The organism is Holdemania filiformis DSM 12042 (genome assembly GCF_000157995.1).
Classification (GTDB): Bacteria; Bacillota_I; Bacilli_A; order Erysipelotrichales; family Erysipelotrichaceae; genus Holdemania; species Holdemania filiformis.
The window spans coordinates 19,652-34,016 of the sequence record NZ_GG657555.1 but is presented as its reverse complement, the minus strand read 5'-3'; the positions used below and the strand labels follow the sequence as shown (position 1 = coordinate 34,016).

General features: G+C 51.9%; 14 protein-coding genes. 4 read left to right on the top strand and 10 right to left on the bottom strand.

The annotated features are described in order from the left end of the window. The 5 genes from ychF to HOLDEFILI_RS05430 all read right to left on the bottom strand — a co-directional run. Positions 1–782: redox-regulated ATPase YchF (gene ychF, locus HOLDEFILI_RS05450; RefSeq protein ID WP_006058510.1), on the bottom strand; the 782-nt coding region annotated here is incomplete at its 3' end. A 128-nt stretch (positions 783–910) separates the two neighbouring features. Continuing rightward, positions 911–1,114: a DUF951 domain-containing protein gene (locus tag HOLDEFILI_RS05445; RefSeq protein WP_006058509.1), complete on the bottom strand. Its 204-nt coding sequence runs from the start codon at positions 1,112–1,114 to the stop codon at positions 911–913. 3 nt (positions 1,115–1,117) lie between these two features. Further along, the gene (gene folD, locus HOLDEFILI_RS05440) at positions 1,118–1,972 is read right to left on the bottom strand and encodes a bifunctional methylenetetrahydrofolate dehydrogenase/methenyltetrahydrofolate cyclohydrolase FolD (RefSeq protein ID WP_006058508.1); all 855 of its coding nucleotides are present in this window, start codon (positions 1,970–1,972) and stop codon (positions 1,118–1,120) included. 80 nt (positions 1,973–2,052) lie between these two features. Further along, a complete protein-coding gene (dtd, locus tag HOLDEFILI_RS05435) occupies positions 2,053–2,502 on the bottom strand; it encodes a D-aminoacyl-tRNA deacylase (RefSeq protein WP_006058507.1) in 450 nt (149 codons plus the stop codon). Between the two features lie 151 nt (positions 2,503–2,653). Then, the gene (locus HOLDEFILI_RS05430; protein WP_006058506.1) at positions 2,654–4,819 is read right to left on the bottom strand and encodes a putative bifunctional diguanylate cyclase/phosphodiesterase; all 2,166 of its coding nucleotides are present in this window, start codon (positions 4,817–4,819) and stop codon (positions 2,654–2,656) included. A 120-nt stretch (positions 4,820–4,939) separates the two neighbouring features. Between HOLDEFILI_RS05430 and HOLDEFILI_RS05425 the strand changes: the two genes are divergently transcribed. The 4 genes from HOLDEFILI_RS05425 to HOLDEFILI_RS05410 all read left to right on the top strand — a co-directional run bounded on the left by HOLDEFILI_RS05425 (position 4,940) and on the right by HOLDEFILI_RS05410 (position 10,070). After that, the gene (locus tag HOLDEFILI_RS05425; RefSeq protein WP_006058505.1) at positions 4,940–6,502 is read left to right on the top strand and encodes a GntR family transcriptional regulator; all 1,563 of its coding nucleotides are present in this window, start codon (positions 4,940–4,942) and stop codon (positions 6,500–6,502) included. A gap of 4 nt (positions 6,503–6,506) precedes the next feature. Continuing rightward, a complete protein-coding gene (locus HOLDEFILI_RS05420; protein WP_006058504.1) occupies positions 6,507–7,769 on the top strand; it encodes a replication-associated recombination protein A in 1,263 nt (420 codons plus the stop codon). Between the two features lie 540 nt (positions 7,770–8,309). Next, positions 8,310–9,347, top strand: a complete 1,038-nt coding sequence (locus tag HOLDEFILI_RS18245; protein WP_050766924.1) for a CAP domain-containing protein — start codon at positions 8,310–8,312, stop codon at positions 9,345–9,347. Positions 9,348–9,449: 102 nt separating this feature from the next. Then, positions 9,450–10,070 carry a flavodoxin family protein gene (locus HOLDEFILI_RS05410; RefSeq protein ID WP_006058501.1) on the top strand — a complete coding sequence of 207 codons (621 nt, stop codon included), beginning with the start codon at positions 9,450–9,452 and terminating at the stop codon, positions 10,068–10,070. 62 nt (positions 10,071–10,132) lie between these two features. Here the strand turns inward: HOLDEFILI_RS05410 and HOLDEFILI_RS05405 are convergent, their stop codons facing one another. The 5 genes from HOLDEFILI_RS05405 to HOLDEFILI_RS05385 form a co-directional block, all read right to left on the bottom strand. Then, positions 10,133–10,948, bottom strand: coding sequence for an HAD-IIB family hydrolase (locus HOLDEFILI_RS05405; RefSeq protein ID WP_006058499.1), 816 nt, complete (start codon positions 10,946–10,948; stop codon positions 10,133–10,135). Positions 10,949–11,050: 102 nt separating this feature from the next. Then, positions 11,051–12,289, bottom strand: coding sequence for a D-alanyl-D-alanine carboxypeptidase family protein (locus tag HOLDEFILI_RS18240; protein WP_006058498.1), 1,239 nt, complete (start codon positions 12,287–12,289; stop codon positions 11,051–11,053). A gap of 92 nt (positions 12,290–12,381) precedes the next feature. Then, the gene (locus HOLDEFILI_RS05395) at positions 12,382–12,723 is read right to left on the bottom strand and encodes a hypothetical protein (protein WP_006058497.1); all 342 of its coding nucleotides are present in this window, start codon (positions 12,721–12,723) and stop codon (positions 12,382–12,384) included. Between the two features lie 227 nt (positions 12,724–12,950). Then, positions 12,951–13,649, bottom strand: a complete 699-nt coding sequence (locus tag HOLDEFILI_RS05390) for a Bax inhibitor-1/YccA family protein (RefSeq protein WP_117895353.1) — start codon at positions 13,647–13,649, stop codon at positions 12,951–12,953. Positions 13,650–13,662: 13 nt separating this feature from the next. Continuing rightward, positions 13,663–14,365, bottom strand: a 703-nt coding sequence (locus HOLDEFILI_RS05385) for a hypothetical protein (RefSeq protein ID WP_006058494.1), incomplete at its 5' end; no start/stop codon positions are given.

Below are 14,365 nucleotides of genomic sequence, written 5' to 3'. Positions count from 1 at the left end.
TCTTCTAAGAACGCCAGTTTTTCCTCTTTTTCCAACGACGACAGTTCTTCCTCAATCTGCGCGCAGATCGCGATCACATCGTTATTTTCCGCTTCGGCATAGGCTTTAACCAGTTTGTAATAAGCGTTGTTTTCCGGATCGGCAATCTCGTCCTCGGACATGTTGGCAACGTAGATCATCGGCTTGGCTGTCAACAGCTGATAACTTTTCGCCGTTAACGCTTCTTCCTTGGTCAATTCGACACTGCGGGCCGCCTTGCCTTCGCGCAGCGCTTCAACCAGCTTGCTTAACACTGCGTACTCCGCAGCGGCTTCTTTATCTTTAGCCTGCGCTTTGCGTTCAACCTTGGTAAGCCGGTTTTCCACCGTCTGCAAGTCGGCCAGGGCCAGCTCCAGATTGATGATCTCGATGTCGCGGATCGGATCGACCGAGCCTTCGACATGGGTGATATCCGGGTTGTCAAAGCAGCGCACGACATGGCACACCGCGTCGACCTGACGGATGTGGCTTAAGAACTGGTTGCCCAGCCCCTCGCCCTTGGACGCGCCCTTGACCAGACCGGCGATGTCTGTAAATTCAAATGTGGTGCGGATAATTTTCTTCGGGTTGAACAAAGCCGCAATGTTGTCGATGCGCTCATCCGGCACCTCAACGACGCCGACATTCGGCTGAATTGTTGCGAACGGATAGTTCGCCGCCTCGACCTGACTCTGGGTGATGGCGTTAAACAGGGTCGACTTGCCGACGTTCGGCAGTCCGACAATACCTGCGGTTAATGACATAAGTTTTTCATCCTTTCACTCACGCGGCTTCTAAAGCAAAGCTGGCCGCGGAAATCCTTTATTAGTTTACCTTTTTTCCGTTCGTTTCTCAAGATGCAGTACGGCTTGAACGACAGAAAAGACGGATTTTACTCCGTCTTGTCCGCTTTCTCAATCAGTTTTTTGCATTTCCGCTCAAATTCCGAGCGGGGAAACATGATCGCCGCGCCGCAGCCCAGACATTTAATCTTGATGTCGGCGCCCATGCGGATAATTTTCCAGTATTTTGACTTGTGGCAGGGATGTTCCTTTTTCATTTCCACAATGTCGTTTAAATCATAATCGGTAATCATTGGTTATTCCCCTTCATGTTGACGATAAGCCTTCAGCGTGTTTTTCAGCAGCATCGTGATCGTCATCGGTCCGACGCCTTTCGGAACCGGCGTGATGAAGCCGGCCTTCGGCTCAACCGACGCGAAGTCCACGTCGCCGACCAGCTTGCCTTCCGCGCTGCGGTTAATACCGACGTCGATCACCGCCGCACCTTCCTTCACGTAATCCGCCGTGACCATTTTAGCCCGGCCGACCGCGGCGATCAGGATATCCGCTTCCGCGCACACCTGCGGCAGATTTTCTGTCTTGGAATGGCAGATCGTAACGGTGGCGTTCTCGTTTAACAACAACCGCGCGACCGGCGCGCCGACCAGATTGCTTCGGCCCAGGACGACTGCGCGTTTGCCTGCCGGATTGATTCCCATCCGGTGAAGCAGCTCCATACATCCCAGCGGCGTACACGGCACAAAGCCGTCTTCTTTTAAGTGCAGCTTACCGACGTTGATCGGATGGAAGCCGTCGACGTCCTTATCCGGCCGGATTTCACGGATCACCTGCGCGCTGTCCAGCCCGTCCGGCAGCGGCAGCTGGCACAAAATCCCGTCGACGTTCGGATCCGCGTTCAGCCGCCGGACGACCGCCATCAGTTCTTCCTGCGAAGTCGTGGCCGGCAGCTTGATCAGCTCCGATTCCATACCGACCTGCGTGCAGGCTTTTTCCTTGCCTGTGACATACGAAAGCGAAGCCGGATTCTCTCCAACCAGGATTACCGCCAGCTTCGGCATCCGCCGGCCGGACGCGCGCAGCGCCGCGATCTGTTCGCTCAGTTCGCTGCGAATGTCCTTTGATACCTCTGAACCATAAATCACCTGTGCCATGGTTTTCCTCCTTCATCAGACTGACCGTCTGTTTCCTGCGTCTTTTTAAATCAAGCCCAAAATCCGGGCAAACTATTCGCTTAAAATAATTCGTTACTGTCCAGAATCAACGTCACCGGCCCGTCGTTAAGCAGCCGGATTTTCATCTCAGCCCCAAAAATTCCCGGTTTGACGACCAATCCCGTCTGACGCAGCGCGTCGTTGAAGGCGTCGTACAACGGACTGGCAATCTCCGGCCGGGCTGCCTGATCGAAGCTCGGACGCCGCCCTTTTTTACAATTGGCATACAGCGTAAACTGGGAAATCGACAGCACCTGCCCGCCGATTTGTTCGATGGATAAGTTCATTTTACCATTTTCATCCTCGAAAATCCGCAGATCATGGACTTTCGCGGCCATTTTTCCAACGATCTCCTGATCGTCGCCGTCAACGATCCCCACCAGTAAAAGATACCCTTGTTGAATTTCATTAAAGAGCTGTCCGTCGATCGTGACGGATGCTTCCGTTACCCGCTGTAAAACTACTCGCATAGCCTGACTTCCTCCCTGGTCAAGAAATCGCCTGATTTCTTTTTGTTTTCTTCTCTTTAATTATAACGGAAAACCGACCGGCCGCAAGAGCGGGAATTTCCGGATTCCGTTCAGATAGAAAAGGTCTCCCCAGCCGGCGGGAAGACTTTCGTTAAGATTCGAATTCCTGATTTTGCTTGCACCGCAGCTCGGCAAACGCCGTGGGCATTAACGGCGGCGAATAGTAATAGCCCTGGATCAGATCGCAGCCGATCCGGCGCAGAAAATCAGCTTGTTCGCCCGACTCCACCCCTTCCGCAACGATTGTCAGTTTCAGATTTTTCGCCAGTGCGACGATCCCCTCGATCACGACCTGACTGCGCGGATCCAACGTCGCCGGGAAAAAGATCCGGTCAAGCTTAATCGCATCGATCTCAAACTCTTTCAACAGGCCCAACGAAGAATAGCCGGAACCGAAATCATCCAGCGAACACGTAAATCCGCTCTGATGAATCTGATGCACAATCGTTTTTACCCGTTCGATAGAGGACTCGTCAAAGAAGATCGATTCCGTAATTTCCAGCTCAATCCAACCGGGATCGACCCCATAATGTTCCGCAATCGACCGCAGCCGCCCAAGGAAATTCCGGTTTTTAAAATGATGCCGGGACAAATTGACGGAAATCGGCAGCGGTGCGATCCCGTCTTCCTGCCAGCGCTTTAAGAGTGCGCAGACTTGTTCAAACACAAACTCGTCCAGCTGCACGATCTGACCGCTGTTTTCAAGGATGGGAATAAACTGGCCCGGCGGGATCATTCCTTTTTCCGGATGCTTCCAGCGCACCAGCGCTTCCGCGCCTGCGACCCGGCCGCCGGCCGGATCCACTTTCGGCTGCAGAACGATCATGAACTGACCGTCGCGCAGCGCTCCCGGCAGCGCTGCGGTCATCGCATGTTCCTGATTCAGCGTATCGATCAGACGCTGATCATACTGGCAAAGCAGAAGCTCCTGCTTTTCAGCACTCCAACAAGCCGTTTTTGCGCGGCCAAGCATCACCTGAACATCTTGCGACACTGAATAAATCGCATAGAAACCGGCGTTGAAGGCCAGGGTAAAATCAATCTGCTGAGCCGCCAAAGCCTGCTTAACCTGACCCTGCAGCCGCTGCAGCCGCGCAAGCAAACCGTCATACGCCTGACCACGAACCAGCAGTGCGAAGTGATCAGCCTCAATGCGTGCGGCCAGTTCACCTTGACCACAGGTTTGACGCAGGCATTCCATAAAAATTTTCAACACGATATCGCCGGTTTCACTGCGGTAATTTTCGTTGATCAATTTAAAATGTTTGAGGTTGATAAAAACAATCGACGACGGACTCAAGCCCGGCATATCCAGCTGCCGGCGACATAACAGCCGGAATCCGGAATCGTTCGGCGCCCGGGTCAAAGGATCCATAAATGCGATCTCGCCTAACCGCCGGCGATGTTTCCAGTTGCGGTACAGGCTGAGCATCAAAATCAGACCGCAGAAAATTAACAACAGGGCCAGTACGATGTAATTCCAGAAAGCATACAAATCGACCTCGCGCGACATCAGTGCCGCCGGCACCAGGGTCAGCAGCACCCATTGTCCGTTGTGAATCGGGATATACGAGAGCACCAGCTCCGTTTGATCGCGGGCGACAAACTGCAGTACGCCGCGTTCGCCGCTGCGCATCCGCGCCTGCATCTGTTCAATATCGGCAACCACCTGCGCGTCGCGCTTTTCCACAAAGAGCTCGTCGAGCTTCAAAAACGGTTCCAGCGACGTGGGCGAAATGATCACCCGGCCTTCGGCGTCGGAAATACAGGATAACCCCTGGCCGCCGAAGCTTTGGGATTGGATCATCTGCTGCATCCGCTGCTGCGATATCGAGCCGGTCAGCTGCCGCTGTTCATCCAACGCCACCGTCACGTCAATTTGTTGATTTTCCCGGACAATGACGCCGGTTTCGCTGTCGTTGGCGTGAATGACCAGCGAATCAAAGCCTAACAAGGCGGCGGCTTCCTGCAGAAATATCGGCTGATGCGAAGGAAGTTCATCATTCACATGCGCTTTGATCAGTTCCAGATCCTGCTGCAGCACCTGCAGTTTTTCTTCAATGCGGTAGGCATTCTGCAGCGCGACGTCGGTCACGTAGCTCTGCGTTTTGCGGTCGATGGCCAGCCGCAGCCGCCGGGTGAGCGTCATGACGACAAACAGCGCCGCGATGAAAATAATAAGCTGAAGGACGATTTCCCATTTTTCAGCGGCATTGAAGCCGCGCTCATAATGATCCAAATTCCGCTTCTTGTTCATGGTTCAACCCTTTCTTTTTTCATTGTATAGTACCGCGAATTTTACAACAAGATCAAATCTATGCACATCAGCCTATAGGTTTCTTGAAATGTGCTATAATCCTTACCAGAGGTGATCGCCATGTTTTCTAAATCAACCAAGCCCGGGCAGCTGGCGCAGACTCTGCGTCAGGAGATCCAGACCGGCCGGCTGCAGCCGGGACAGCGGCTGATGTCGATTAACGATTTAAGCCAGGTTTATAAGGTCAGCGTGCGCACAGTGCGGGAAGCTCTGGCTTTGTTGGAACAGGATGGCTATCTTGCATGCCGCTCACGCCGCCGGGCTGTGATTTTAACCGGACCGCCGCAGCCGGAAGAAACCTTGATTCGCGCCACGCTGATTCAGCGCGGCGTCGTTCAGGATGCCTATCAGACCCTCCGAGGTTTGCTTCCGATCTTACTCTGGCAAAGCGGGCGGTTGATGAAGGAGGCGGATTTCGATCAGTTTTACCGGCTGAATAAGAAGATGATCCGGTTTAAAGGCGATCATTCCTGGATTCTGTCAGCCCAGCTGTTTCACGGGTTATTGAATTATTCCGGCAACCCTCTGTTTGACGATCTCTATCAAAACCTGGAACAGGCATGCCTGCTGCCGGTAATCCCCGGATATGAACACCCCTATGAAATCATGGCGAGTCATCCGCAGAGCCGTGACTTTTCCACCTTGCTTCAGGGTCTTCAAAGTCAGGCTCCGCTGGCGATTCTGAACCGGATCCGGCGTATGATCGACCGAACTCAGAGCCATGTGGAAGTTTATATGCAGCAATTGTCCAGCCATTTTGATCTGTCGATGGAACCTGCCGGGATTTTTCAATGGCATACCGGGCCAGAATTGAATCAGAATTCAAAAAGCCGGCAGATCGCCCGCTCGCTCATTCAGGCGATTCTCTCCGGTGAGCTGCCCCCGAATTCCTTTCTGCCCGCGGAAAAAACGATGGCTGAACAGTACGGTGTTTCGGTGGATACCCTGCGCCGGGCGCTGCGCTATCTGCGGCAGCTTCAGTTCATCCGCACGCTCAATGGCAAGGGTTCGCAGATCTGCGATCCGGATCTTAACTGTTTCGATCCCTTGGCCAGTCCCGCCAGCAAGCGGAATTCCTTAACGTATCTGTGCGCCCTGCAGCTGCTCTGCCTGATCAGTGTTCCAGCGGCGCTGAACGCTGGAAAACAACTGGATTTTCAACAACGGAAAATCATTGCAGCCCGCATCCGGCAATCCCCGAATCCGCTGGGCGAATTGATCGATTGGCTGGCCGCAGCGCAAACCTCCCCCTCGATGAGCGTCATTGTGAATCAGATTTTCCAATTTCTCTATGCCGGCGGTCCCTACCTCTATCATGCCCGCAAGCTGCCCGCCGCCGGGCTGTCCCCCGATTATCCATCGGATCTTGAACAAGTTTTGACGGCCATGGAACAGGGACAAATCAGTGAATTTGCGCATGCCGTTTATCACAGCTTGCAACGTCTGCTCGATTCGTCGCTGGACTATCTGATCCAACAAGGCGTTGGTGAAGCGAAGCGGCTGCGGCTGCCGGACGTCCTGCCCGGCGTCTTCTTGGAGGAGGAATGCGAATGTCACTCCCGCAGTGCTGAAGAATCATTTCCTATTTCCTTTCCAGATGGTAAAATAAGACGAAGGAGTTGATCGCATGAAACAACCATTAGCCTTTCGGATGCGGCCGGAAACCTTAGACGAGGTGATCGGGCAGCAGCATCTCATCGGTCCGGGACAGGTGATCCGGCGCTGCATCGAGCAGGGCCGGTTGTTTTCCATGATCTTTTACGGGCCGCCGGGGACGGGCAAAACGACGCTGGCCTCGGTGCTGGCCAACGAGCTGCATCTGCCTTATCGCCTGTTCAACGCCGTGACCGGGAATAAAAAGGAACTCGACACGATCTTTGAGGAAGCTAAATTTTACGATGGGCTCGTCCTGATCATCGACGAAGTTCATCGTTTAAATAAGGATAAACAGGATTTGCTTCTGCCGCATGTTGAAAACGGACGAATCATCCTGATCGGTGCGACAACCTCCAATCCGACGATGGCGATCAATCCGGCAATCCGTTCCCGGTGTCATCTGTTTGCGATCAAGCCGTTGGAAACCGCGGATATTATTGCGGCGCTTAACCGCGCGGCCGCCAGTGAAAAAGGCTTAAACGGCCAGGTTCAGCTGGATCCCAAAGCGGCTGAGCTGATCGCCAGCTACTGCGGCGGAGATATCCGCTATGCCCTGAACGTCCTCGAGCTGTGCGCGATCGCCAGCGATGAACCGGTCATCAGCCCGGAGCTGGTGCGGCAGTATGTCCAGCGCCCGGTACGGGGAATCGACAAGGACGGCGACGGACATTACGACGCCGTCAGCGCGTTTCAGAAAGCAATCCGCGGCAGCGATGTGGACGCTTCCTTATATTATCTGGCTCGTCTGATTCAGGCCGGCGACATGGATTCCATCGAACGGCGGCTTCTGGTGATTGCCTACGAGGATATCGGGCTGGGCAATCCGGCCGCGGTAGCACGCACCATCTCGGCGATCGACGCTGCCAAGCGCGTAGGCTTCCCGGAAGGCATGATTCCTCTGGGCGTCGCGGTGATCGATCTGGCGCTGTCGCCGAAATCCAAGTCCGGCGAACTGGCGATCCAGGCCGCGATGGCGGAAGCGGAAGCCAGCGATCCGCCGGTACCGGCTTATCTGCGCTTCACCCCGGTCGGGATGAAGGAAGAAGACAAATATCCGTATGACCGGCCGGATTTGTGGTACAAAATCCAATACCTGCCCGACGCGATCCGGACTAAACGGTTTTACCAGCCGCAAGCGACTTCGGCGTATGAAAAACAGCTGGCCGCCAACTATGAATCATTAAAACGCTATGCCCGTTCTAAAAACCTGGCTGAGCTGAAGCGGGGAAAATAACCCGCGCGCATTCCAGCATACCCATCCCGTTTACAAGTCTGGACGTCCTGATGACGATCCAGGCTTGTTTGTTTTCGGACATGTGTCCTGCGAACAATTCCCATTTCTGCACTTCTGATTTTTGCGGTACAGACGGAATTGCCTTGAATTTTTGAGTCCCAATATCTCCTTTTTCATCTTGATAATGCAAGCGGTGTCATTGAAAAAAATGAAGATTAATAAGCAGAATAATTTTACCTATTTAGATCTCTGTCCACGCGGAAAGTCAAAAAGAGAAACCTGACAAAAACGTCATTTTGTTTGCCCAATAACTCAAAAAAGCAGTGATTTTTTAGTCATTTTTGAAGAAGTGTCTACGGAATTCTTAAATTTTTATGAATTTCTAAGAAAGAAAAACCAAGGAATTTTCTCCCATTTTTAACAAAAAGGCCTTCAAATGTGGGAATTTCATGTGAATTCTGTGAAAATTTCCTTATTCAATTTGCCATCGAAATTATTTCATTATACAATAATCATGGTCGTGAACCGAAGGAGGAAATTATGACTCAAAAACATAAAGCTCTTTCCAGTTCATTAACGATCGTTACCTTGCTTACATGCTTTACCACTGCGGCGATCACTTCTCCGATCCGAGCCGAGGGTGAATCCGAAGCAGACGTCAAGCCAACGATCCGTCTGGAAATTAACGACCTGAATGCCGCTGATAAAATTAAAACAGCGTTATTTCAGGAAGCCGCTGTCAGTGTCCCGGCCGAAGAAACGACATTGATGGCCCCGGCCGCTGATCTGACGAATGCCGAAATTAAAATCGATCAGTTAGACTTGAGCAAAATTGGACAACAGGACGTCATGGTTCATTTGACGCTGAACAACACCGCTGCGCAGAACAGCCTGCTGCAGACAACCTTGTCGCGCGAAGTGACCCTGGACATTCAGGATACAACCGCTCCGGTCATTGAATTAAAGTATCCGCACATCCGTCTTGAGTACGAAGAGGAATGGAATCCGCTCGATTGGGTGGAATCTGTTTCTGACAACAGTCTGGAATCGCTCGATATCCAGCAGCTGTGGGTTGAAAACTATGTCGACGCTTCTCAAAGCGGCGAATATGAAGTTTACTTCTCGATCGCTGACGCTTCCGGCAATGTGGGTTCCGCCACGCTGGGCGTCCAGGTCAAAGAAAAACCGAAACCGAAGTCCAGCGGCGTGGTCGCGGGCGACGCGATTACATCGATGTTGAATCTGATTAACATCGCCCGGGCTGACGCCGGATTGGATCCGCTGTCCCTGGGAGATGAAAGCGCGCAGGCGGCGATCGGTGTCCGTGCCTCGGAAGCGGCTGGTTATGTTTCCCACAAACGCCCGGATGGTTCCCATTATAAAACGGCGTTTGACGAATACGGAGTTTCTTACAGTCATCCGCTGGAAATTCTGACGTATGCCGGCAGCACCGTTCAGGATAAGTTCAACTGGTGGATGAATTCTTCAGGCCATCGTTCGATCATCCTGAGCAGCAGCTCGACAAAAATCGCGATTGGCTACTCCGGCAAGATGTGGGCTGCCATCGCCTATCAGTAATCAATCTGGAAACCGACGTTCTTCATTGCAGGAGAGCGCCGGTTTTTTTCATTTTGCGTTGAGAACGCGATATAATGAAAGCAGAAAAGGGGCGTGATCGGTATGAAAGTTTTGATGTTGAACGGCAGTCCGCATGCAAAGGGCTGCACCTATACGGCATTGCATGAAATGGAGAAGATCTTCCGGCAAGAAGGAATCAGCTGCGAATTGATCCAGGTGGGACAGGAAGCAGTCCGGGGCTGTATTGCCTGCGGCCAATGCCGGAAATTAGGACGCTGTGTCTTCACCACGGATTCCGTAAATCTGGTTTTGGAAAAATGGGAAAATGCCGATGCGCTGATCCTGGGATCGCCTGTCTATTACGCTTCCGCCAATGGAACATTTACCGCGTTTCTCGACCGCCTGTTCTATGCCGCAGCGTTTGACAAACGGTACAAGCTGGGAGCTTCCGTCGTCAGCTGCCGGCGCGGCGGCGCAAGCGCCACGTTCGACCAGCTGAATAAATATTTTACGATTTCGTCGATGCCCATCGTCAGTTCCCAATATTGGAACAGCGTGCACGGCAACACGCCGGAAGAAGTCCTGCAGGATCAGGAAGGCTTGCAGACAATGCGGACGCTGGCCCGCAACATGAGCTATCTTCTGAAGTGCCTGGAACTGGGGAAAGCTCAGCTGCCGATGCCGGATAAGGAACCCAAGACCGCGACAAATTTCATCCGCTGACTGAAAAAAAATCTGGAACCCCAGATTTTTTTACGTTTGCTTTTTTCAGACAAGCTCAAGCTTTATCCCTTTATTTCCCGGGCTAAAGCCAAAGCCTGCGCCACCGACGCGACGCTGCGGGAAGCTGCGGCCTGAATGGCAGGCGCCGCATGGTCGATGCAATAGCTTGCCGGGATAACCCTGAACATTGACAAATCGTTTTCATTATCGCCGACCACCGCAATTTCATCCTTGTCCAGGCCCAACGACTGCGCCAGTTCCAGAATACCGCTGCCTTTATTGATTCCCACCGGACTTACGTCCAGCATATCCACATCGGAGGCCGCGATCTCAAACCGGCCGTCAAACTGCGCGTGCAAGAGCCGTGAAGCTTCGCTGTGCTGGCCAGGTTCCACAAACAAACTGATTTTTGAGCAGCGCCCTGACCGGTAAGCGAAATCGGCGAATTCCAAACGCCAATTCTGGCGGATTGCCGGACTGCCGGGCGTTAAGCGCTGCGGATAGGTTTCCTCCCCGCCATAGCCGTAAGCGCCGTTATCGTCGCCGCGGGTGATCAGCGATCCGTTGATCTGATGTTTCTGAATGAATTCAACCAGCTCGGCAAAGTCGGCGAAGTCCATCCAATGCTCGCTGATTTTCTCCCCCTCTTCATCTAAGACAATAAATCCATTCATGCCGATCGCCGCAACCGGTACTCCCAATAAGCCGCTGATCATCGTCTGGGCGTCTGGGCCCCGCGAGCTGGCAATCGCCACATGCCCGCCTTCCCTGACAAACTCAGTCAGCGCTTCGCGGTTTTCATCGCTAATCCCGGCGGACAGCTCGTTTCCAATTTTCAGCAAGGTTCCATCCAGATCAGTTACCAACAGTTTCAGCATTTCCTGTCCCCTCTTACTCTTTCTGTTCCAATATCCTTCTCTTTGATGATCATTGTACCTGAATTTTCCAAAAAGAAAAAGAGGTTTTCCTCTTTCCCTGATTTATGAACGCCGGCGAATCATCCGGCCCAGGGCCGCGATCAAAAACAAGCCCATAAAGAGAACGAACACACCGACGCTGAACAGATCCAATCCCTTCTGAATGATCGGCCAGGTCGTTGCCTTAAAGCTGATATCGTTGACTTCCAGTTCCTTTTCCATCGCCTGCCGGGCAATCTCCGCCCCGTTTTTATTTAAAATCGCATAAGCCTGAACGGTATCCGGATCCTTCTCATTCTCAACGATCACGCTGGCGGTGTACTGACTTTCATCATCGTTGGTCTTCGCCAGAATCTTGAAGTCGTAGCTCATCTTAAACTTCGCCGTCGCCCACAGCTGGCCGCGCTTCTTGATTTCAATTGTCTTTTCTTCAAACGAAGAAGCCGGAATGGTAATCTGCTTGTAATTCGCAAAGCCATAATCAAACAAGGCCCGGGTATCGGTATAACGAGCGTTCTTGTTGGAATTTTTCAGCACGACCGCGATCAGATTTACGCCGTCCTTGGAAGCCGTGGTTACGATGGTATACCCAGCGTCCTCCGTCCAGCCGATTTTGCCGCCAGTGGCATATTCATAGAAGAACTCGCCTTTCTTCAGCATATCGTTGCCGGAAGCGAAATAGCGCACATCCTTCTGTTTGTTCGTCGGCTGCATTTCATATTTAACCGTGCCGAAGACCTCCGCAAACGCGGCGTTCTTCATCGCCATTCGCGTGATCATCGCCATATCGTAGGCTGTCGTATAGTGATCCTCATCGGGCAGGCCGTGCGCGTTGGCAAAATGCGTGTTCTTCGCCCCGGCCGCCGCCGCAGCTTCGTTCATCAGCCCGGCAAATTCCTCCTGCGAGCCGCCGATCGCTTCCGCCAGGACGTTGCTCGCGTCGTTCGCACTGGCCATAATCGCTGCGTAACAGGCATCTTTCAGCGATAATTCTTCGCCATAATCCAGCCAGATATGACTGGATTTGCGGTCGATATTATCAATCGCCGTATCGGTCGCCGTCAGCATCTGATCGGGATTGCCCTGGCTTAAGGCAAGATAGACCGTCATGATTTTTGTAATACTGGCGGGATAATGGCGGTCGTCCGCATTTTTCTCATACAAGACCGCGCCGCTGTCGGCGTCGATCAGAACCGCCGATTCCCCGTCCAGATTTAATTCTTCTTCCGCTTTGATGGATAGGGCCGGCATCATGTTGATCGCCAGCGCCAGCGCCGCCAGTCCTTTAAACCATTTCTTCACGATCCTCCCACCTTCCGTTTTGTTTAAAATAGACTTCTTTATTTTACACCATAACCGCCTCTGTGGCGATACGAAAATAACCGCGAGCGCGGTTATTGGCAGAGCTGTTCAAATAAGCTTTCTGCTTGTATTCCTTCGTTTTTGAGCACCCGGATAAACAATAGCCGGTCGACGCCGGATGTGCCGGCCACAGTCAGCGCCAGATCCGATTCTTTTCCCTGCGGTTTTCCGGATCCCGCATCCGCCTGAATCCGCCCGGCATTCAGAAACCGCTGCACCTTGCGGATCTGCGTCCGCAGGATACTCAAGGTTTGTTCCCCCTCAATCAATAAGTCATTGTCTGTAATCGTCAGAACGGCGGTTTGCGAATTCATTTTTGAGTCGTCCATCACTTCGACGTAAAAGCGGCTGACCTCTCGGCTTGCGTTTTTCATTTTCTCCTCCTTTTTAACGACGCGATTTTCATTTTCCCATTCAAACGTGTCTTTCCTCTATCTCTATTATTGCAGAAGAAAGACAAAAAGTGAAATTATTTATGGCTTAAACTTAATCCCTTGGATTTTTCCGATATTGTCATTGCCACAAACGTTCTTGAACGGAGTTCAGAATTGAAAAAAGCCGGCTTCTTCACAGAAGTCAGCTTTCTCGTTTAATCTGAGAATTAGTTTTTCTGACTGCGGCCTAAGATCCGCAGAACATACAGGAAAATATTAATGAAATCGAGATACAAATCCAATGCGGAATAGATGGAAATCTTATCCAGCATCGCCGGTTCTGATTCGCAGGCGTAGTACATCGCTCTCATCTTCTGCATGTCATAGGCGGTCAAGCCCAGGAAAATTCCGATCATGATATAGTTCATCACCATCGAAATGGCGTCCAGATTGATGAACCAGCCGACGATCGTGATCACGATCATTGTGATCAGACCGGCCATCAAAATCGGACCCAAACCGCTTAAATCTTTCTTCGTGGTCATGCCAATGACGGCCATGCTTCCAAACATCAGCGCGGTAAAGCCGAAAGCGATAAACATCGTGCCGAAGCCATAAGCCAGCGGCAGAATCGAGAACGTAATGCCCGTCAGCGCCGAATAGGCGAGAAACAACAGCTTCGCGGTGGACGGCTGCATTTTAGCCAGCTTGCCGGTCAGAAAAATAACCACGCCCAGCTGCGCGACTAACAACACAAGCGGCGCTAATGAAAATGAATAAATCGTCATCCACAGTCCGCTGAACAGCGTAAGAAAAGCGACAATCGCCGTGACGGCCAACCCGGCAGTCATCCATAAAAACGTATGGGTGAGGTGCTGAGAAAGGCTGACGCCGCCTAAGGACGAAACAACTTCCTGATGATCCATCATAAATCCTCCTTTATTTCATAGTGAGCGAAGACAACGCGGTCTCCGTTCCGTTGTTAATAGAATACCACTCAATGACGCCGCGATCAATATCCAATACCGCGCGGTATTTCGCCGAAGTCCGGTCCAGGCCTTCGTTTTCATCGTCATTCACATACTTCAAATCATTTTCGTCAAAGAACATCAGCTCTTCCGACGCGATCTGCGAAAGCACATTGGAATAATATTCCGCCATGCAGATTTCCTTCACATTGTCCTCATTTAAGTCTTCCGACGCTAACAGAATATCGCTCCAGCTGGTAGTCTCGTCACCATTAAGCGTGAATTGATAATGCGCTTCCGTTGCAGCATAACTTAGTGAATAGTATTCCGCGGCAGAAAAATCATAACTGCTGGCAATTCCGTCGACATAGTCATTCAGGAAACAGTATTCATAAGGCTTCGCCAGCGGAATTTCCAAAGTGCCTAATTCGTTGTTATTGTCATCATAGACCACCATCTGGCCATAGAAGAAATAGGGTGTTCCGTTATAAACCGCAAACCACGTCTGATTGTTTTCTTTAGATACAATCAGCGGTTCAATCGAATCCTCGTCGCCGTCGGTTTCCACGATCAATCCTTGCGCAATCTGCTGGAACTGATCGTCGTTGATCGTTGCGATATACGCGTCAACCTGTCGATCTTTCGTCTTTGGCTTCTGCGACTGTCCGACGATA

What these genes read in the sequence shown, in the direction of transcription:
- HOLDEFILI_RS05425 (WP_006058505.1), top strand. Translation starts at nt 4,940, where the DNA reads ATGTTTTCTAAATCAACCAAGCCCGGGCAGCTGGCGCAGACTCTGCGT.
- HOLDEFILI_RS18245 (WP_050766924.1), top strand. Translation starts at nt 8,310, where the DNA reads ATGACTCAAAAACATAAAGCTCTTTCCAGTTCATTAACGATCGTTACC.
- HOLDEFILI_RS05410 (WP_006058501.1), top strand. Translation starts at nt 9,450, where the DNA reads ATGAAAGTTTTGATGTTGAACGGCAGTCCGCATGCAAAGGGCTGCACC.
- HOLDEFILI_RS05420 (WP_006058504.1), top strand. Translation starts at nt 6,507, where the DNA reads ATGAAACAACCATTAGCCTTTCGGATGCGGCCGGAAACCTTAGACGAG.
- HOLDEFILI_RS05430 (WP_006058506.1), bottom strand. Translation starts at nt 4,819, where the DNA reads ATGAACAAGAAGCGGAATTTGGATCATTATGAGCGCGGCTTCAATGCC.
- HOLDEFILI_RS05405 (WP_006058499.1), bottom strand. Translation starts at nt 10,948, where the DNA reads ATGCTGAAACTGTTGGTAACTGATCTGGATGGAACCTTGCTGAAAATT.
- HOLDEFILI_RS05445 (WP_006058509.1), bottom strand. Translation starts at nt 1,114, where the DNA reads ATGATTACCGATTATGATTTAAACGACATTGTGGAAATGAAAAAGGAA.
- folD (WP_006058508.1), bottom strand. Translation starts at nt 1,972, where the DNA reads ATGGCACAGGTGATTTATGGTTCAGAGGTATCAAAGGACATTCGCAGC.
- HOLDEFILI_RS05390 (WP_117895353.1), bottom strand. Translation starts at nt 13,649, where the DNA reads ATGGATCATCAGGAAGTTGTTTCGTCCTTAGGCGGCGTCAGCCTTTCT.
- dtd (WP_006058507.1), bottom strand. Translation starts at nt 2,502, where the DNA reads ATGCGAGTAGTTTTACAGCGGGTAACGGAAGCATCCGTCACGATCGAC.
- HOLDEFILI_RS05395 (WP_006058497.1), bottom strand. Translation starts at nt 12,723, where the DNA reads ATGAAAAACGCAAGCCGAGAGGTCAGCCGCTTTTACGTCGAAGTGATG.